At 47.9% G+C, this 20,345-nt stretch carries 15 protein-coding genes and 1 tRNA gene; 4 read left to right on the top strand and 12 right to left on the bottom strand.

The annotated features are described in order from the left end of the window. Nucleotides 1-424 precede the first annotated feature (424 nt). Both ACIDITHRIX25_RS82650 and ACIDITHRIX25_RS82645 read right to left on the bottom strand, forming a co-directional pair. Entirely contained in the window at nucleotides 425-1,321 is an 897-nt protein-coding gene (locus ACIDITHRIX25_RS82650) for a hypothetical protein (protein ID WP_201731891.1), read from the bottom strand. Between the two features lie 1,359 nt (nucleotides 1,322-2,680). Further along, nucleotides 2,681-2,753: transfer RNA gene (locus ACIDITHRIX25_RS82645), tRNA-Arg, on the bottom strand. 889 nt (nucleotides 2,754-3,642) lie between these two features. Here ACIDITHRIX25_RS82645 and ACIDITHRIX25_RS82640 point away from each other — a divergent pair. Together ACIDITHRIX25_RS82640 and ACIDITHRIX25_RS82635 are read left to right on the top strand one after the other, a co-directional pair. Next, nucleotides 3,643-5,709, top strand: a complete 2,067-nt coding sequence (locus tag ACIDITHRIX25_RS82640; protein ID WP_052604906.1) for an FUSC family protein — start codon at nucleotides 3,643-3,645, stop codon at nucleotides 5,707-5,709. A 799-nt stretch (nucleotides 5,710-6,508) separates the two neighbouring features. Next, nucleotides 6,509-7,015, top strand: a complete 507-nt coding sequence (locus ACIDITHRIX25_RS82635) for a MarR family winged helix-turn-helix transcriptional regulator (protein WP_052604905.1) — start codon at nucleotides 6,509-6,511, stop codon at nucleotides 7,013-7,015. A gap of 114 nt (nucleotides 7,016-7,129) precedes the next feature. On the opposite strand, the gene prmC is transcribed toward ACIDITHRIX25_RS82635, so the two are convergent. The 5 genes from prmC to rho form a co-directional block, all read right to left on the bottom strand. After that, nucleotides 7,130-7,960, bottom strand: coding sequence for a peptide chain release factor N(5)-glutamine methyltransferase (gene prmC / locus ACIDITHRIX25_RS82630; protein WP_052604904.1), 831 nt, complete (start codon nucleotides 7,958-7,960; stop codon nucleotides 7,130-7,132). A 65-nt stretch (nucleotides 7,961-8,025) separates the two neighbouring features. Next, nucleotides 8,026-9,099, bottom strand: a complete 1,074-nt coding sequence (gene prfA, locus ACIDITHRIX25_RS82625; protein ID WP_052604903.1) for a peptide chain release factor 1 — start codon at nucleotides 9,097-9,099, stop codon at nucleotides 8,026-8,028. Next, the gene (locus ACIDITHRIX25_RS82620; protein WP_052604902.1) at nucleotides 9,086-10,213 is read right to left on the bottom strand and encodes a hypothetical protein; all 1,128 of its coding nucleotides are present in this window, start codon (nucleotides 10,211-10,213) and stop codon (nucleotides 9,086-9,088) included. Before ACIDITHRIX25_RS82620 ends, prfA begins: the two co-directional genes overlap by 14 nt. Nucleotides 10,214-10,261: 48 nt before the next feature. Further along, nucleotides 10,262-10,489, bottom strand: a complete 228-nt coding sequence (gene rpmE, locus ACIDITHRIX25_RS82615; RefSeq protein ID WP_082058518.1) for a 50S ribosomal protein L31 — start codon at nucleotides 10,487-10,489, stop codon at nucleotides 10,262-10,264. Between the two features lie 82 nt (nucleotides 10,490-10,571). After that, the gene (gene rho, locus ACIDITHRIX25_RS82610; protein WP_082058512.1) at nucleotides 10,572-12,767 is read right to left on the bottom strand and encodes a transcription termination factor Rho; all 2,196 of its coding nucleotides are present in this window, start codon (nucleotides 12,765-12,767) and stop codon (nucleotides 10,572-10,574) included. 144 nt (nucleotides 12,768-12,911) lie between these two features. On the opposite strand from rho, the gene ACIDITHRIX25_RS82605 reads away from it, so the two are divergent. Then, nucleotides 12,912-13,178: a hypothetical protein gene (locus tag ACIDITHRIX25_RS82605; RefSeq protein WP_052604901.1), complete on the top strand. Its 267-nt coding sequence runs from the start codon at nucleotides 12,912-12,914 to the stop codon at nucleotides 13,176-13,178. A 506-nt stretch (nucleotides 13,179-13,684) separates the two neighbouring features. Here the strand turns inward: ACIDITHRIX25_RS82605 and thrC are convergent. From thrC to ACIDITHRIX25_RS82580, 5 genes are all read right to left on the bottom strand, one after another. Further along, on the bottom strand, nucleotides 13,685-14,758 hold the full coding sequence (gene thrC / locus ACIDITHRIX25_RS82600) for a threonine synthase (RefSeq protein ID WP_052604900.1): 1,074 nt from the start codon (nucleotides 14,756-14,758) through the stop codon (nucleotides 13,685-13,687). A 59-nt stretch (nucleotides 14,759-14,817) separates the two neighbouring features. Continuing rightward, nucleotides 14,818-16,122, bottom strand: a complete 1,305-nt coding sequence (locus ACIDITHRIX25_RS82595; protein ID WP_082058511.1) for a homoserine dehydrogenase — start codon at nucleotides 16,120-16,122, stop codon at nucleotides 14,818-14,820. Nucleotides 16,123-16,310: 188 nt separating this feature from the next. Beyond that, entirely contained in the window at nucleotides 16,311-17,594 is a 1,284-nt protein-coding gene (gene lysA, locus ACIDITHRIX25_RS82590) for a diaminopimelate decarboxylase (protein ID WP_052604898.1), read from the bottom strand. Between the two features lie 100 nt (nucleotides 17,595-17,694). Beyond that, complete coding sequence (gene argS / locus ACIDITHRIX25_RS82585) at nucleotides 17,695-18,714, bottom strand: arginine--tRNA ligase domain-containing protein (RefSeq protein WP_201731890.1); 1,020 nt, start codon at nucleotides 18,712-18,714, stop codon at nucleotides 17,695-17,697. Then, nucleotides 18,642-19,316, bottom strand: coding sequence for a DALR anticodon-binding domain-containing protein (locus ACIDITHRIX25_RS82580; protein WP_201731889.1), 675 nt, complete (start codon nucleotides 19,314-19,316; stop codon nucleotides 18,642-18,644). The genes argS and ACIDITHRIX25_RS82580 overlap by 73 nt, the downstream gene beginning before the upstream one ends. Nucleotides 19,317-19,475: 159 nt before the next feature. Here ACIDITHRIX25_RS82580 and ACIDITHRIX25_RS82575 point away from each other — a divergent pair, with 159 nt between their 5' ends. Then, nucleotides 19,476-20,231 (top strand): class I SAM-dependent methyltransferase, encoded by a 756-nt coding sequence (locus ACIDITHRIX25_RS82575; protein ID WP_201731888.1) that lies wholly within the window; start codon nucleotides 19,476-19,478, stop codon nucleotides 20,229-20,231. The last annotated feature ends 114 nt before the right edge of the window (nucleotides 20,232-20,345 follow it).

Raw genomic sequence — 20,345 nt, 5'->3', positions numbered from 1 at the left:
ATCATACGTTATTCACGATGAAGCCCACTTGCGGCTTCCGAACAATTCTTCTCATTCGCCAAGGATTCCGGATTTTATACTAACGGCTTCATACAAGATTATCACTCATCTTCAAGGTTTGTCACCTCAGGGTTCGCCAGATTGTGCTTTTATCCGCACCATTTACTTCGCCGATCATCTTCGAAGAGCATCGTCTTAAAATACTTTGATCGAATTTTCTGAGACCTCGAATCGACCTTCAGATGAGCTTCTTTGCCACGGTCACGCCACGAAACAGAGGCTCCGAATATATCCTCTGTTAAAAAAGAGAGCTCAAGGAACCGATCACGACCGGTCCTTGGGCTCTCTTAGTCCACTTGAATTGTCGAGCTAAAGCTCTGCCCCGCAAGGATAACGCTTTGATTCAGTCATGGAACCAAAATAATCAGTGATCACTACTAGAGGTCTTGCTCTTATCTACAGATGTAAAAACCTTAGGTTGACTCTCTGTGAGATGTGCGTTGATCACAGCATCATTGGCTTGTGCTACGGTAACGGCATATTCGTGCCCATTCCCACCAATTACATTGACATCAAAAACAGGTATATGTGATGAGCCTTCGGTATCCGGCTCAGTTTTTATAATTTGAACAGATCCTGCACCTGGTGCGTTAGCATTTACCCAACTTGTCGCTGCCTGGTCCGCTCCCGAAATTGTAGATAGCAAACTTGGCGCAACTGTAGAGCTAGTTGGCGCAACTGTAGAGCTAGTTGGCGCAACTGTAGAGCTAGTTGGCGCAACTGTAGAGCTAGTTGGCGCAACTGTAGAGCTAGTTGGCGCAACTGTAGAGCTAGTTGGCGCAACTGTAGAGCTAGTTGGCGCAACTGTAGAGCTAGTTGGCGCAACTGTAGAGCTAGTTGGCGATATCGAATTTTCAGCCAGATGCGCCGACAATATAGCATCGTTGGATGCCTGAACGGTAATTGAATATGTGTTTGCGTTGGCCGCAATCAATTTCACATCAAAGACCGGTGTGTTTAATGCCCCTTCGGTATCTGACTCGGTCTTTACAATAACGACCTGCCCTGTCCCAGGAGCATTGGTATTAGCCCAGTTAGTTGCAGCTTGGTCGGCGGCGACATTGGGAGTTAGCGAAGAAGTTCCGACAGTTGTAGCTGTCGAAGAAGCGAGCTGTATCCCAATGGTTGGTCCCGCAAAAAGGCCAACTGCTCCTAAAGCAGCTCCACCTACTAGAAAAACAAATGGCCGTCGCTTCATGGAGCTTCCAAGCCGATTAAAGCCGTGCGCTCTGGGCGCTTGTCCGTTTTTCATATCTTTCATTTATCAAACCTCTATCCACACAGGGGTCTAGGCCACAAAGACGAATCGATCCTCAAAAGATTCGACTAGCAAATTTCCTAGCCACTCTCATTATGCTCGCCCTAACAGTAAGAGACAGTGAACGACGTGTGAGAATCAATTTAGATTTGAAGTTATCATTTACTACCGGGTCCAGGCAAACACCAAAAACAATTAAGGTTATAGAACCTTAAAAGCTTATCCATGGACTGTATGCGGGCGAGTCCACTAAATTTCTACGTAATTTTATCTCTTCCAGCCATAGATAAAATTGCCAATGGCTCTCTCCAAAGGAAGAATAAACGTATTCCAAAGATAAATATTGCACCTAATGTCACATTGATCTCTTCTAAATGGAAGTTTCAACCCAAGCCATGAACCTTGTCCATCTTGGAGTAACTCAAAGTCTCAGTACATCCATGAACCGGACCAACCAAATTTGATACTCAAATTCTGCGCGCTTTCGGTCCAAAAATTACCGCGTCATTGGATGGTGAAAGCAATCTTCGATAGTCGTGAACGCAGCACAGGGCATCGTGGGACAGGACCGGACAACGTTATTTGTGCCCCCCATGCGAGTAGAATGCCCAACGAACTACAGCCATTTGGAAGAATCTATCTTTTCGCGATACATAAAAAATTACAAATCGAAATATCCCCGCAATAATCATTACGATTTCACCGAGGTAATGCGATAACGCTAACCAATCATGGGGTGAATTATGTAAAAATCACAGACTACCGATCCTCCTTTTGAAACAAGTCACGGCCATATTCATCGATGATCCATCGCTAAATGAGGATCGCTCCGAACAGGAAGAAGATAGGAAATTACAAATACCAACGACGGATATGGCCTACGAGAAGGAACAGCGGTCGCGGTAGCCGTTGCTTAGTCGAATGAAATTGAAAAGCAAACTGGAAACTACGTCTAACCTTGAACATTCATTATATAGGAACTGTGATTCACACAACTTACCTTGCGTCCCTAAATGTCTATCAAACAAATACGGCTCACAAGACATAGCTGAAAGGACTATCCGTCTCGCACAACCGGAGTGCAAGCAACTACTTCAACTGGAGAAGTAACCCTAGCAAATCAAGTATTGAGAAAGCTAGAAAGGTTATCCCAAACCTGAATAAAACCGCGCAGAACTAACTTAAGAGCACCCGAAGAGCACGAGGGAGCGGAAACTGGATCTCACCGACAACATTTCACTCTTCTCAGAAGGCTAACCCTCATTATTCATTGTTGCAGCGGGGAGACTCATCTAAATCATTGCGACAACGGGAAAAGATTCACTAAAACAAAGTGAAGAAACCTTAATAAGGGACGAATTGCGCGCCCGGAGGGATTCGAACCCCCAACCGTCTGATCCGAAGTCAGATGCTCTATCCGTTAAGCTACAGGCGCGTCAGACAACATCATAGCTGATTTACCCGGTGAATCCCGCTCACATGACATCTAAGAGACAAAGACGCAGCTATCAAAACGACTATTCAAATTGCCCCGAGAGCCTCAATCACCTCGGCGTTGGATATCTTTGGCAAGGAATTGATCCTATGTGTCATAACGATTATCATCACCTTAGAGCCTCTTATGCTTCAGATCTTCCCGAGTGAGATTTGCCTGCTCCTAGGGTACGATGGTTGGGTAAGATGGCACAATTTCTCGTCAACTCCCGAACTTGCTACCTCCTCGAAGCCAGACAATGAAGTCAACGGGAGGGCGAAGGTGTCTAAGGGAACGATAACATATCTCCACTTTGTCTCGAGATGCCTGCTTTGCAATCGCAATCTCTATTACAGGGCCAAAGCGTGCTTGCTCATTATGGGGTCACTAGCAGGAGTGTCAAATCCAAAGGGACAAGTACGACCGCTATGGCATTCGAGACATTGCCTCCAAAAGGTCCTGCCGAATTCTACGCTGAGTGACAACCCTTCGAGAGCAGATTTAGAGCAGTGGAAATCCTAAACTGGCTAAATGCTTATACTGGTAATCTCTCGATGTTGCCGAGCATATATCCATCACGTCGTTTAAAGATTATGCCAATGGTAGCATTTTTACCATAATACTTACCCCATTCTGAGTATCGACAAATCAATTAATCAAATCGTTGGCTGCCAAAACAACGCTGTGAAATTAAAATTACAAATGCGACTAACAGCCCAAACCCGAGCTCATCACCACGGACAGTTATTGATCCAGCCAAAGGAGCGGCAGCATTTCTATTGTAAACGAGATTAGAAGATTCGACTCGAGCAAGTTCTCACCAGGAACTGGACTTAGAGCAGCAGTTGGGATGGCTATTCCACTGGCCGTCGCAATATTAACTAAACATGTGCTTGGCGGCGTAACAATGGCTATTGGCGCACTAATTGCCGGAATGGCCTCGCTGCAAGGCACCTACCGCAGTCGAATTAACGTAATGCTTGCAGTAAGTCTGGGTATGGCAATAGTTGCATTCCTAGGTTCGACAATTGGTCGAACTGTAGGTATCGACCTCTTGGTTATTGCTTTACTGGGTCTTCTAGCAGGACTACTTAGTGCACTTGGTGCAAGCGCGACCACCGTTGGCGTACAATCAATTGTCGGCTTCGCCCTCTTTAGCCAAATTGTGCTAACTCCAAAAGCCGCCCTAATGCAATCGTTATGGATCTTTTCTGGTGGAGTTCTTCAGGCGGTCCTTGTCGCAATTATTTGGCCAGTTTCGCGCTTTCCGGTAGAACGAAAAGCATTGTCTGATGTCTTCAACTCGTTATCAAAATACTCCAGCGATCTTGGTGCTACACCAATTACAATGAACAGACTGCAACTCTCAACCGATATTCGAGCGATCCTAACTGATCCCAAGCCCTTTGGTGGGCGATCAGAGATGGCAGCCTATCGACAACTAGCAGATGTAACAGATCGCCTTCGAACCGAGCTCACAAGTCTGGCCCGTGCTCGAATAAGGTTAGATGACCTCGAGGGCGAAGCCGCTTCAGCCCTGGTGGGTGAACTTCTAGAAATTGTTGGCTCCATTCTCTCTGTGATCTCAGGTGCGATTGCCCAGGCTCGATCACCAGAATTACCTCGTGGGCGAATCGGAAGAATCATGGAAAAGCTAGACGAGTCTCTGGCTGCAAGTCAACAACCCTGGCTAAACGCTCAAATTAGCGAATCCATCAGAATCGCGAACTCGCTTACCGGCCAAGTTAGGCGTTCTGTAAGATTGGCCAAAGCAGCCTCTGGAATGACCTTGATCCCCTATAGCCCTGTCGGAAAAGCACCAACTTCGCCCAGCCCTCGATGGCTAAGAGCTAGTACCGTCTCCCTCTTATCCTCACTCTCCACTCTGCGTGCCAATTTAACACCGACATCTGGCCCACTGAGACATGGCGTCCGTCTCGCCGGAGCATTAGTAATAGCGCAGTCGCTTTCTCACATCTCCCCAATTGGTCATGGCTATTGGTTAATAGTTACGCTAGCACTCGTTCTAAAATCTGACTTCTATACAACTGTCACCTATGGTATTTCAAGAAGTCTAGGAACGGTTCTGGGGGTGACTTTACTAACCCTTTTGATTGCGCTCACTTCGCCATCACCTAGTGAGCTAGCCCTCATATCAGTGATTCTATATGCACTTTCAGTTAGTGTACTTGGCGCAAATTATACGCTATTTAGCGGATTAATGGGAGCACTGATCGTTTCTCTTTTATCTTTTACAGGGCAGCCGGACACGGCACTCGCTGGCGAAAGAGCGCTTTACACCCTCGGAGGCGTTGTGATAGCAATAATTGTCTATCTCGTCTTTCCCACCTGGGAGCGCGATTTCGTCCCTGAAATGTTAGCAACTGTTCTATCCAGCCACGGAATATACCTTCAACGGGTCCTAAATTACTGGCAAAGGGCCTCGGATGAAGATCGAGGAGCGATTCAAAGCGCTCGACTAGAGGCACGACTGTCCCGATCCAATGCAGATGCCTCTATGGAGCGCTGGCTCTTCGAACCAAAAAAACCAGCTCAGATCCAACCAAATATCGCAGCGAGTATCATCTCTGGTGCAGATCAGCTCGCATGGAGTTCTCTGGCGCTACGCGTCAGCGCTCCCAATTCAGATCTCAATCTCCCTACCCTTTTGGAACTCGCGAACGCAATAGATGAAGCACTTGGGATAATTATCGCGCGCATAAGAGATCAAAACGCAGCCACAGTCGTCTTCCCCGACCTCAGGTCCATTCAAATCGCGCTGTTTAGCGACCTAGAAAAAACAAGGAGAAACAGGAAGGACCTCGCAAAGATCGACTCACCAATTGCCGTACTATTGAGCGAAACAGACGTTATAGTCGACACCATCGATACAATCGCACATCTACTCAAATCTTGAAATCGGGCCAATTCTCCCTTGAATCAATAGTGACCCACTAAGTGCAATAAACCGCTTCCAACGCCAAATGGGCAGGCTCAACTATTCAAGCTCCACCGAGTACGACCAACCAACCTTTATCGGCCGCCCGCTAGACGCGATCTTTCAAGCAGCTCAGAAAATCATAGCCCGACCTCCTAAAAACTCAAGTACCAAAAATGTCGTCTTCCCCTTTTCAAATTCATAGGGAGGTCAGCAAAAGATCTCGATGTTGGCACCTGTTAATGGGCCACCGACAACGCAATAAAAGAATGATTTAGCCACATTAAAAGATATCGAGCGACACTACACCTTGTATCTCTTGCGATTGGCATAGAAATTAGTCCTTTGAATCAGCCTGCTTGTTCAATCGCACCTCTTCAAAATCTATTTTCAACTGCCGATTGTCCTAAATCAAATAGAATCCTCGCGGTCTTTAGCCGCAATGTTAAGCACCAATTTTTCGGTTCTGACTCCCCTCACCTTCCATGAAATCAAAAAACCAATCCCTAAATTCATAGGAATCTTAACTTGAATAATCGATCCAGCAAACCAGAAGAGCAAAAAGGCGGCCTTATAATTAGAGAATTACCCAAATAATCATCCCTAAGTTCAAGGGGGATACGATATCGGTCGACTACTTCAATTGTTGGACCCTTTTGAGCAGCTTTTACCCCTCGAGAGGTCCCAACTAGGAGAGCTTTATCGACTTGAAAGAATTATCAACCCAAATAGTCATAGGTGATTCGAGTCGCAATCGCTGAGCCATGGAGGAGGCATTTTGACAACAGACCTGATAGTAAGCGAGCGCGAATCAATGACTTGGCGCGCATTCATGAGAGCCAATCTTCTGCTTGACGCCTACATAGATGCCGGCCTGCAAGCAGCATCGGGAATAACTCACAGCGGATTCATCGTAATCTCCCTATTGGCTGAATCCAACGGATCTGGCAAGAGTATGACCGAGTTAGCAGCACATACCCAATTTTCAAGGAGTCGGCTGAGCCATCTTATTGGACGTCTCGAAACCTCTGGATGGGTGGAGCGTAAATCGTCGTCAAATGACCGCAGGTCACAAATCGCAGTTCTAACCGAAAGAGGGATGGCCATCTACGAAAACACGTCGCCCCTTTATAACTCCATAGTCAAGGAACTCTTTATCGATAAAGTGCCCTACGAAGGAGTGGAGCTTCTACAGCGGATCTTCATCAATATCGTAAACACCACTGGTCCAAAAGTAAGTGAAATAGACCGAGACCGGCCAACTTTTGAGATGGAACTCGGATGACTCTAGATCGATCTAAATGCCCATAAGTGCCAAACTTTAATTTACAAATCAAGGCGTGCGCCAAAGTAGTAATAGGGCTGATCTAATCATCCTAAATAAATCACGGAGACCAGGTCAAGAAGCTATAAGGTATCTATCCTTGCCGACAAGGTCACGCTCGATTCTCACAGATCGAAAACCAGCGCGATTGGCCAACGAGCAAGCAAGCTCCCCTTGTGATTCCCCAATCTCAAGAATTAAGATCCCATCTGGAGCCAGAAATTGAGGGGCACCGGCGACGATTGTCTCTATTTCAACCATTCCGGTACCACCTCCATCCAGCGCAAGGTGGGGTTCCATTCTCACCCGTGGATCTAAAAGATCCAACTCTGAAGTCGCGATATAGGGTGGATTAGAGACAATCATGTCGAATCGTTCGAACTCCCGGCCACTTAGCGCCTCGTACCAAGAGCCTTGTTCGAAGGCGACGCTGGCTCGAATCAATTCTCGATTCAGTTCCAAATTTTCCCGAGCGAGCTCAAGCGCATCATTGGAATAATCGACCAATACAACCTCTTCGCATCTGCCTGAGGCTCCAAGAGCCAGTCCGATCGCTCCAGTACCCGTGCCCAGATCTAAAACTGAATGAATTAATTTTGGCAGAAAACGATCCAATATCACCTCAAGGAGATATTCGGTCTCAGGCCGTGGAATCAAGGCCCGTCGATCACATTTAAGTTCAAGAGATCCAAATGGCCACGATCCAATCACGTATTGCAGAGGTTCGCCGCCGACATAGCGCGCTGAACGGTCTCTAACTTCTTTCTCTATTGCGCCATTCGACTCGATCTCACCAGAAACAACATCTTCGTATTGAATATGTGCCACTGCAGAGATAACCCATATAGAAGGCGTCAATCCATCAAAGAGATCGCTGTAGTGCCGCGCAAGATCAATCAATTTCAAAACATTCACCTAGCAGCTAAGGCCCATCGATAAGGTATAGGGATCAACGATACCGAGGAGGATTACTACCCCTCATTACCCGAAAGTTGCTTAGAGCGTTCGTCGATAAGAAGAGCATCAGAGACTTCGTCCAATTCACCAAGCAAGATCCTATCCAACTTGTACAAGGTCAGCCCAATACGGTGATCGGTTACCCTATTCTCCTTGAAGTTGTAGGTGCGGATCTTCTCACTTCGACCACCACCGCCAACTTGACTCTTTCTGGCACTTGAAAGCGCCTCAGCTTGCTTGTCTTGCTCCATCTTCAGCAGTCGAGCACGCAACACCTGGAGGGCCTTAGCGCGATTTTGAATCTGGCTCTTCTCATCCTGCATGGCAACCACCATTCCAGAAGGAAGGTGAGTAATTCGAACTGCAGAATCGGTTGTATTGACGCTCTGTCCACCAGGACCGGTTGAACGATAGACATCGATTCTCAGGTCATTTGGATCAATATGGACATCGACCTCATCGGCCTCTGGGAGAACTGTAACTGTCGCCGATGAAGTGTGGATCCTGCCTTGGGACTCGGTAACTGGCACCCTTTGCACTCGGTGCGGGCCACCTTCATGCTTTAGTCGGCGCCAAGCATCTTCACCTTTGACCAAAAGCGCTGCCTCGTTATACCCTCCACGCTCAGACGGGTCAGCCCCTAGCACTTCCACCTTCCAACCCATGCGATCAGAAAATCGGAGATACATATCGAGGAGATCCTTTGCGAAGAGGTTTGCCTCTTCGCCTCCTTCAGCTCCGCGAATCTCTAAAATAACGTTCTTGCCATCGTTGGCATCTCTAGGCAAGAGTAAGAGCTCAAGCTCCTCCTCTAGATTTCGTTGTTGGCCTTCGAGGTTTTTCAACTCGTCTTCCATGGCGCTAAGCTCGTCGGCCTCTGAGATCTGAATTATCTCTCGTGCTGAATCGATATCTTCCTTTATGGAGTTGAGCTTTCTATAGGTAAGGACTATCGCCTCTAGCTCTTTGTGGCGACGGCTCAACTCTTTGAAGCGCTTCTGATCTCCATAGACAGAGGGATCGCCAAGCTCTACTACGACGTTCTCATATTCTCGTTCGAGGCTCGCAACCCGATCACTGTATTCCAAAATCCACCACTTCCACTTCAAGCTTCTCTCGCCAAGAAGCCAAGATTTGCCAAAGTGTTACCTTCACCTTGGATAATTTTAATAAGTCAAAGAAGACGCCAACCTTAACTAACTCTACAGTTACGACAAGGTTAAGGCTCAAATCGCCATATAAAGAGCGAATCGAAGCGGCCGCTTGAAGCAGCTTGGCAAGAACAGATATGTCCATCGACGCGCTAATCGCAAATAGTTCAGCGTCTCCTTGGGCATTGACTCCGACTAAAAAATCTACAGGATCCCGACCCTGGCCAAAAAACCCCGACTTGATAGCTTCCAAGTCGCCAAACGGGTCCACGCCTTCGTGGCCTGCTAGATGAAAGTCAATTCGTCGAAACGAGACCATTGCAAAATCGCTCGGTTCCGAACACATACGAGATGCCAGCCACCGCGAACTTAGAGCTGTCGCAACTTCTCTAAAACCACCAGAGCGCCGGTCTCGTGCAATTACATCACGGCATGAACTCAATATTCGGTTCAAATTCCAATCATAGTTATTGACCTCTTCGATCAATTGAGCCTCTGCAAAGGAGACTCCTGGATAGATCTCGTTAGTTATTGCATCTATCCTGGCATAAGGGATACCCTCAAACTCTAGGTATCTCTCGCCAAAACGAATCGAGACGTCCCTGCGAAAGTCCTCTGGGACAAATGACAGCTCTAAGTCGGTAAAGTCTCGTGCTTCCAGCAGTGTAAGGCAATCGATCGGGTGAATAGATTCGATCGATCTGCCTTGATAAAATTGCACATCTAGGTCAAAGCCACTCATCTGAGCACGAAGCGAACCCGCCGCAAGTGTGATAGTCTGGCGATCAAAACGTTGAGCCCCAAGATCTAAAAATACTATCTCTAGCCGTCGAACAAAGCTTCTATGCGATGCGACCACCAAAGCGGTGGCATCAAATTTAATACGGCCACCCACTACAATAACCAAGGAGTCGCCACTGGCGACTCCGGCTATCTTTGAACTATTAATAAATTGCGATACATCGCCCGTGATACTTGAATAGCCAAGCTTGTTGGCCACAGATCGTGCAATGGATGCAAGGGCCAAGGCCGAAACATTGTTACCTTGCACGATGGACTTATCTCCCTTGAGCGCAATTTGACCCTAATAAAGAGTCACTTACTCAGCTGTAACAGGTGTCTGACCCCGACGAACACCATATCGACGCTGGAAGCGCTCTACGCGGCCTCCGGTGTCTACAAGCTTCTGCTTGCCCGTATAAAACGGGTGGCATTCATTGCAGAGTTCAACGTGCATTGAATCTTTGGTTGACTTAGTTGTAAAGGTGTTGCCGCATGAACACACAACCTGTGCGTCAGCGTAATGAGGGTGTATTTCCGGTTTCATAGCCTTAAGGAGTATAGTGGGAGAAATCAAAAAACCTTAGCTTTAGGGTCCAGGACTTCATTACCAACAAAAGTGACTCCTCCTATGCCCCTGGACTCTTAGCGATCTCAGCCAGAAAGTCGTTATTCGACTTGGTTTGCTTGATCTTGTCGATTAGCAATTCAAGGCCCGGAGCACTCGATCCTTCAGATGAAAGAGCATTGAGAACTCGGCGCAGCTTCCAGACTTGATTTAGTTGATCTCGCTGAAAGAGGAGTTCCTCATGACGCGTCGAAGATGAAATTACATCAATTGCTGGATATATTCGCCGTTCTGCCAAGCGGCGATCCAAACGTAGCTCCATATTACCGGTCCCTTTGAACTCCTCAAAGATAACTTCGTCCATCCTGGATCCGGTCTCCACTAAAGCAGTCGCCAAGATGGTGAGACTTCCACCCTCTTCAACATTTCTTGCCGCACCAAAAAACTTCTTCGGAGGATAGATCGCACCTGAGTCAACTCCACCTGACATTATACGACCGGTCGCAGGAAGAGCAAGGTTGTAGGCTCGGGTGAGCCTAGTTATACCATCCAAAATGATAACGACATCGCGCTTCATTTCAACCATTCGCTTAGCCTTCTCAATGGCTAATTCGACTACGGCTACGTGTTCCTCTGATGGTCTATCAAAGGTAGAGGAGACGACCTCACCACGCACAGATCGACGCATATCAGTGACCTCTTCAGGCCTCTCGTCAACGAGTAGAACCATTAGATATACGTCAGGATTATTCGCCTCGATACAATGGGCGATCTCCTTCATTATCGTAGTCTTGCCGGCCTTTGGAGGGGAGACTATCAGCCCTCTTTGACCCTTGCCGATAGGCGCTATGAGATCAATAATCCGAGCAGTAACATTGAGGGGGTCAATCGAGGATTCAAGTTTTAGCCGATCATCTGGAAAGAGAGGGGTAAGTTCTTCAAACTTTGCCCTCAGCTTCGCCTCATCTGGATCAAGACGATTTACCGTATCGAGGCGAACTAGAGCTGGATACTTTTCAGATCCTATCGCGCTTCGAGCACCACCTTCGAGCATGTCACCTCGCCTGAGGGAGTACTTTCGAACTAGGTTTACAGAGACATAGACGTCCTTTGGCGAAGGTAGGTAGCCATTAGCCCGGATAAACCCGAAACCTTCGTCGCGCAAGTCTAACAAACCAGAAAAATCGGTTAACTCTGCATTCGAAGCATCAACAGACCCCCTGGTCTCGCCATCTCGCCCTTCTTGTCTCGGGTTAGTCCTGCCATTGCGACGCTTTTCGCGACGCCTGGTTGAATTGGCATCAATGTCCCGATCGCCGCCACGGTCTGAATCCATCGAGCGATTTGAATCGTTCCTCTGACCATCATTTCTATTTTGGTTATCGCGGCTTTGGTTATCGCGGCTTTGGTTATCGCGGCTTTGGTTATCGCGGCTTTGGTTATCGCGGCTTTGGTTATCGCGGCTTTGGTTATCGCGGCTTTGGTTATCGCGGCTTTGGTTATCGCGCGAAAAACCCTCTCGAGCAAAACTCTCGCGGCCATTGGACTCCCTTTGGCTCTCACGTGGTGCCACTTCACCAAGGACGACCTCCTCGAGCGGTGAATTGCTTTCACTATCACCTTCGTTGGCCGACCGATCTTGACCACTTGTGCGATTATCGTTTCCACGGCGGCGAGGCTGCTGAGGATTCGAGTTAGTGCGATTGTGGTTACGTGACGGAGCGGTAGCTGGATCAAGCTCAACCACGATTGGAGGTAGAATCGCGACTGGTTCGAACTTTACCAGAGGCGATACAGTCGTCTTTACGAGATCGTCGTTCCAAACTGGAGCCGTCTCCACTACTGCATTCGCCGGTCGTTTCGAGCGAATTAGTCGTGCATTACGACTTTGATCCACAGAATCCTCTGAATCACCTACAACTGATGTCGTCGACGCCTTCTCTTGCTTTGGCTCAGTAGAAGAAAACAGATCGCCATCAGATAATTCAGCAACCGGGGCCCTCCTGCTTGCCATACCCGCTCGGGGCCTCGCAGGCCTATTAGCCTGTTCCTGGGGCGACTGTGAGGTGGAACCTTGATCAGATGAGGGAGAACCTACCGGCTGGGAGACAACTACCGTCGACACTATTAGCTCAACCAATTCAGCCTTTTTGCTTCTTGGAGATGGAGAAAGTCCCAACGAATTCGCTATTCCGATGAGCTCATCATTTTTCTTCTTCTCCAAAACGGCCTTATCGGAGATAGTAGGGGTTGTCATATATGAAACCTCAATTCACATTCGTCAGGCAAGAGATATTTGTCGTATTAGTTCTCTTAGCTCTGACGTCTAAACATAAAAAGTGCGTGTTCCAATGTCGCTTGAAAAACCAATTGAACTGTCCGTTTAGGACAAAGGAGCTTAGTGACTGATTCGACAGCCGCCAAAGACGGCTCGGTAAAACCGGGAGTCGTTCCAAATCAGGAACACTTACTATTTATTGAATATAACACAGTTTCTGAAAAAACCATCTTCTGGGAGGAAAAGTGGGGAATATTTTTAGTTCATCCGAGCACCCTGGCTCTGCGAAACAAACGAACAATTCAAAATTCTATCATTTGGAAAAGGTTTTCATTGGTCAGAGATAGGTTGCTTTGCTTAGATGCAACAGTTTGTGCGAAGGTTGAATAAGAGGCAAAGACCTGACAGCATTTACTTTCCACCGACAAGGAGTGTACGAATGTGTGAAGCTGTACAAGCAAGTCAAATAAAAACACAACACGCTATGGTCACCTTCATCAAGTTGACCATAACTTTGGTCGCTCCATCGTGTCGCGAGAGGTAAATGTTATAAGCGATTGGCGCATCTGTTCAGTCTCTCGGTTGATGGTCTTTGGTGCCTTAGCACCACCAGAATCGGAGCAATTTCGCTATTTTGGATTGAACACTCCTGAGACCCCACAATTTAGACAACTAATTGACGATATGTCTCCTTCGTGGCCATAGTGAAGATAGATAGCAAATCGTCACCATTTAATCAAGGAAGACCCACCGAGTCCAACCCCTATGGCAAATATCCCGAAATCTTATTGGTTTACCACTTCAGCTGTACTCCTAAGTGACAGTGGGGCCTTCTTGGTCGATCAGTCTTTTAATCTTTGACTAGGTCTTCATGGGAAAAACTCAGTTCAAGAATACTAGATACCTACAGCTTCTGAAATTGCCTCAATAGTTGCATCCAATGCTGTAGGTACCTGAATTTGTGAGATCGCAGTATCGGGATCCTTCAAACCATTTCCGGTCAGAACACAAACAACCCTGGCACCCGCTGGCACCTTAGACTTCAATAGACCAGCTACCGATGCAGCGGAGGCTGGTTCGCAAAAGATGGATTCGCGACTGGCCAAAAGGCGATATGCAGCAAGTATCTCCTCGTCGGTGGCGGCAAAAATATCTCCGCCAGATTCATCGCGGGCAGCAAGAGCCTGCTCCCATGAGGCTGGATTTCCAATTCGAATCGCAGTGGCTATGGTATTGGGCTCCAAAACTGGATGGCCTAGAACGATTGGCGCAGCGCCTGCAGCCTGCACGCCAATCATCTTAGGCAACGAGTGACTTAGGCCAGCCTTTTCATACTCTTTATAGCCACGCCAATATGCAGTTATATTGCCAGCATTTCCTACGGGTATGAAATGATAGTCCGGGGCAAAACCAAGTTGATCGATCACTTCAAAGGCGCCGGTCTTTTGGCCCTCAATTCGAAATGGATTGATCGAGTTCACGACAGTTATCGCCTTAGTCTCGCCAAGTTCTCGAACGATCTCGAGCGCTCGATCAAAGTTCCCTTTAATCTGGATCACCTTTGCTCCATAGATCAAGGCCTGAGCGAGTTTTCCAAGGGCAATGTAGCCAGCTGGAATAAGGACAAGACAAGACATATCAGCTTTGGCAGCATAAGCAGCCGCCGAGGCGGAAGTATTGCCAGTCGAGGCACATACGACTGCCTTCGATCCAGCTTCTTTGGCCTTAGTAATAGCCATTGTCATTCCGCGATCCTTGAATGACCCAGTTGGATTGGCTCCCTCAAATTTAAGATAGACACTTGCATTTGTCATCCCCGAGAGAACTGGCGCATAAATCAGCGGAGTTGCCCCCTCTCCAAGGGTAACCACCTCTACATCTGGAGCAACCGGAAGAAAGTGCCGATATTCATTTATCAGCCCTCTCCAATTGAGAGAAGATGAGGACAATTTTCCCGTCGAACTTTGCATTTCACACCCTTTTGGCCTTCGCCATCGATCAAATTAAGTTTTAGAAGCTTACTGGCTACCTAGCTAGGATCAAAGACTCGAATAAACCCTGCAACCCGACGTACCGAATCCAGGCTCCTAATTCCTTCTAACGTCGCATTTATAGCGCTCTCTGGAGCCATATGAGTAATAAAGACCAGTCTTGCTTCTTCGTTCATATCTAGCTGCTCCATAGAACGAATTGAGACGTTGTTCTCTCCAAAGAGGGAAGCAACCCCAGCTAAAACGCCTGGCTTGTCCACAACATCCACAGCTATATAAAAACGATTCTCCATCTCATGAATAGAGACGAGATGTGCTGGTTCTCTATCGAGTTGCCTTTCAGTAACGCCGTATCGTAAATTATGGGCCGCATCGATCACATCGCCTAAAACCGCGCTTGCAGTTGGAAGCCCTCCGGCTCCTCGGCCATAAAACATCAGCTCGCCAACCGCTTCTCCGGTGACAAATACCGCGTTGAACGAATCTCTGACCAGTGCAAGGGGGTGATCCTTAGGAACGAGGGAAGGATGGACTCGAACTGCAATCTTTTGCGATGAGTCGCCAGGCTGATCCAGCACCTCACAGATAGCCAAAAGCTTGATCTCAAAACCATGTCGCTTAGCAAAGTCGATATCCATAGAGGTTATCTTGGTAATTCCCTCTCGATACACATCCTCAAAGCGAACCAGCCGACCAAACGCCACAGTCGCTAAAATTGCCGCTTTGGCCCGAGCGTCGTCACCTTCGACGTCAGCAGATGGATCAGCCTCTGCATATCCAGCCTCCATCGCCAGCGCCAATGCATCTTCATAACTCAAGTCAGAGTCAGACATCGCTGAAAGAATGAAGTTTGTAGTGCCATTGACAATTCCAGCGATACGTCTAACTCGCTCGCCAGCCAAGCTGACTCTAAGCGAGCGTATCAGAGGAATTCCGCCAGCTACCGCTGCTTCAAAAAAGATATCTCGACCTACACTATTTGCGATCTGTGTGAGTTCAGCTCCAACCACTGCCAAAAGCGCCTTATTGGCAGTCACAACCGTCTTGCCACTCAAAAGTGCCTTTTCAATCAACTCTCTCGTAGGAGAGATTCCCCCCATAACTTCGACAACGATATCCACATCACTGGAGGCGACTACGTCCTCAGGACGATCTGTAAGCAGTTCACGATCGACGTAATCGGGACGTGGCCGATTTAAGTCCCGAACGGCCACGGCAGTAACAACGAATCGTTCACCTGTTTGAGAGTGAATCAATTCACTATCTCTGGTAAGCAACTTCAGAAGCTCTGCTCCAACGTTTCCACAGCCAAGAAGACCTATACGTACTGGAATTTGACTCACCGCCTGATCGATGAAATTTTATTAATTAGCAACAATTTCGCTCCTACTGGTGAAAAATCATAATCGCCAAAGCTCTAGAGCATGGTTAGCCTTCTCCTAAGAGCGATACCCAACGGGCCAAAATCGATCTCTAGGCATAGTGACAAGTAACGCCCAAGAAGATAGGAGCTTCCCTCCGAGTAACAAAACTAAATCTCGAGTCGAAGCAGATCCTCGTAGGTCTCTCCGCGAATTGCAAGTCGCGGGCCATCGCTATCGACAAAGACGACTGGGGGGCGTGGAACTCTATTGTAATTTGAAGCCATGGAATATCCATATGCGCCAGTAACAGGAGTTGCGATGATATCGCCTTCCGCCAAAGTCCTTGGCAACCAGGCATTCCTAATCAAGACATCACCGCTCTCACAATGCTTTCCGACGATGGTTACGCAGCTATCCCTGATAGCGCTCCCATAGCCTGGCATAAATGCTTCATATCCGCTGTCATACAGGACAGGGCGAGGGTTATCACTCATTCCGCCATCCACAGATACATATGTTCTAAGACCAGGCAAAACCTTGATCGTTCCGACCCGATATAGGGTTAGGGCCGAGGATGCGATCAAAGAACGGCCGGGCTCAACGATTATCTGCGTCTTTGAATCAACCCTAAGATCGCTCAAGGCGCCATAGAGGACCCTCGCCCACTCGTCAAATGTCGGTGTTAGTTCATCACCAAGGTACGCGACACCGAGGCCACCACCTAGATTCACTGTAGCGGGTTGGTAGCGTTCGATGATCCCCGAGAGCGCCTCCACCTCTTTGTAGTACGAATCCAGTAAAAATATCTGAGACCCAATGTGTGCATGGATTCCAACAAAGTCAAGAAAGTCAGATCGGATCGACCTCTCGATCGCTTGTTCGGCCTCTCCTGATTTGAGAGAGAAGCCAAATTTGGTATCTTCCTGACCAGTCATGACGAATTCATGGGTGTGTGCCTCTACTCCAGGGGTTATGCGAATCAGGATCCGCGCCACAACACCCCGGCTTCGACAAATTGACTCGAGTCGCTCAAGCTCCGTCATGGAATCGACCACGACCAACCCAACTCCGTAGTCAATTGCCTCGCTCAGTTCCAACTGCGACTTATTGTTGCCATGAAATATAATTCGCCCTGGATCGAGACCTCCAGAGATGACCACCGCGAGTTCGCCTCCCGAGGCCACATCCATCGACAAGCCCATTCGATCCAAGACTCTCACGAGCTCTCGACATAGAAATGCCTTAGAGGCATAAGCTACAGTCCAAGGAGCAGCACCCCTAGCTTCATTCGCGCGAGCTTTGATGTGATCTAAGTCGTAGACAAAGCAAGGGGTACCAAACTCCTTGGCTATATCTAGGAGCGCCACACCATGCATCTCCACCCTTCCATCTTCACGAATCGAACAGCCTGAAGGCAAGAGATGCGGTGAGATCGCGGTCGAATTGGTCATCAGACTCTATCCATTCAAATTAATTTCAAACCATATATATTTGGCCATCGCCAATAAAAGTAACTTCGCCAGATTGGACCAAGGCACCTTTAGAATCTAGCTACATCCGCTCCAGAGCCTCGACTCCAACTAATGAAAGAGCTACCTTGATAGCGACCTGAGCGCCCCGCACCATGCATAGGCGTGCTTGAGTCAACTCCGGCCCGTCCCCCAAGACAGAGCAATCGTGATAGAAGCCGTGGAAGGCTCCTGCGAAGTCCCGCAGCCAAGTTACAATCTTGTAGGGAGCTCGCTCTGTAGCAGCTATCGAGACCACTTCATCTAGGCGAGATTGTATCTTGAGAAGCTCCAACTCTCGGGGGTGCACTAATAACGAAAGATCGACATCTTCTATCTGTGGCTCTGGAATCTCTCGCTCAATGCGCATCCTCTCTATCGCAGCCATTCGAGCATGCGCATATTGGATGTAGTAGACAGGGTTGTCCATTGACTTAGAGGTCACCACTGCCAAATCAACTACGCTAGAGCGATCGATTGAAGTCTGTAACGACAAAAGCCGCATCGCGCTAGCGCCAATCTCTTTGGTCACCTCTTGAAGATCCACAACGTTACCTTTTCGCTTTGAAAACTTGACAACCTCATCCCCTCTTTGGAGAGAGACCATCTGACCAAGGAGTATTTCAAGGCGCGACGACTCACAACCTAACGCACTCATCGCCCCAAGGAGACTCGGGACTTGGCCCTGATGGTCAGCTCCAAAGATATCAATCGCATAGTCAAAGCCTCGGCGGACAAGTTTGTCATAGTGATAAGCAATATCGCCAGCTAAATAGGTATAGTCTCCGTTTGCCTTTGTCAAGAATCGATCACGATTGTCTCCATAACGAGTCGCCATAAAGACCGACTTACCATCTTGAATCTCTATGGCGCCATTTGCCTTCAAAAGCTCAACTACTTCGCCAACAGCTCCAGACTCTTCAATCGAGGCCTGGGAATACCAGGTATCAAAGGTAATCCCCAAATCCGACAAACTCTCTTTGATCATTACTAGGATCTTGTCGGATGCGAACTTACCAGCGGCAGTGACATCATTGAGGTCGCCATCGTAGCCTCTAGCCAATGTGGAGACGTACTCCCCGCTATATCCCCCTCGGGAACCGCCTCCCCTTTTGCGAGCGCCAACAGAGATTCACCTAGTGCGCGAATCTGTCCCCCTGTGTCATTTACGTAATACTCAGTCGATACGTCATAGTTCACGAAGGCAAGGAGTCGTCCCAAAGAGTCTCCATAGGAAGCCCACCACCCGTTTCCAAGATGAAGTGGCCCCGTTGGGTTAGCCGATACAAACTCTAGGAGAAGTCTTTTACCCTTGCCGATATCGCTTCGTCCATAGCCATCAACCCCCATAGATAAAGCAGCGCTCACGTCCTCATAGAGCCAGCTGTTGTTGAGTCGAAAATTGACAAAACCTGGTCCCGCTAGTTCAGCTCCCCTAAGATATGGGCTTGATGAGTTGAGAATCTGTTCCACAAGTCTGCTGGCTAAATCTCGGGGGTTGGTTCCCAATACCTTGGCGCCCACCATGGCTGCATTAGTGGCGAACTCTCCAAATTCCGCCCGAGCGGGTTCTGTGACATCAAAATTTACGGTGGAAAGGTCGACTCCGAGGTCGCCCAACGCCTGAACAACGAGTCCTCTTAGATGGTCTTTAATCCTTAACAAAGCGGTCTTCTCCTAAACATCTAAAAAATCATCCTATTAGGAAATTGCCTCTTTTACGAAGATCGAACCCCGATGACAAAAAAGCGTTATTTGTCGAGGTGCATCCGGTGACCACACTTGGATGTTATCCTTGTAAAAAAGCAAAAGGCGGTAACTTATTTGTTAAATGACTGGGATTCAAAGACCTACTCGACCCTAGAACTACCCCATTTGAATTGGGGCAAAAAAGCTATAGGCCACCTCGACTTAGCTGGGAATGAGACCATTGCAGACCTAGGAGCCGGGACTGGTCGAGATTCATTTGCCCTAGCCAAACTTCTACCAAAGGGAAAAGTCATAATGGTCGAGCGATCCCGGGCGATGCTAGCGACCCTAAGAGAGCAGCTAAAGGACCACCCTGGCACCTTTGAAGTTATTGAGGCCGACCTATTGTCGCCATTTGGACTGCCAAATAGCTGCGATGGAGCAATTAGCGTTGCTGCATTTCACTGGATTCACGATCATCTCACTCTTTTTAAAAATATCGCCGCGATCCTAAAAGACGATTGCCCTCTAGTGGCTGACTGTGGTGGGGAGACAAATATCGCTCAAGTCATAGCTTGCTATGAAGAGGTCTCTAAAACGAGCGCAGATGCAAAAGAGATTTGGAACTTTTCGTCAGTGGCTGATGCTATAGACAATCTCCAAGCCGCTGGTCTTTCTCCGGAATCTGTAGTTCTGGAGGAAGATCCACTTTATCTAAAGAACAAGGACGAGCTCGAGACCTTTCTTCGAACAATCGTATTAAAAGATCAGATTGCCAAATACGAATCAATAGATCAAAAAAAGATTATCCAAGAAGTGGCTGAGAAGTTACCAAACAAATCTATCGACTACGTGCGCCTCAAGATAATCGCCAAAAAACTAGGATCCTAGCGAGAATTTTGGTCCTATCTCAACCAAATGGCACAACCCTAAATGCCTCTTGAAGCAGATCAATATCAAAACAAGTCGTTGATCTGGTCTTTAAGATCTCTACGGGAGATTGCA

The organism is Acidithrix sp. C25 (assembly GCF_904848545.2).
Note: the sequence above shows the minus strand (reverse complement) of the source record. Positions and strands in the feature narration are given on the sequence as shown.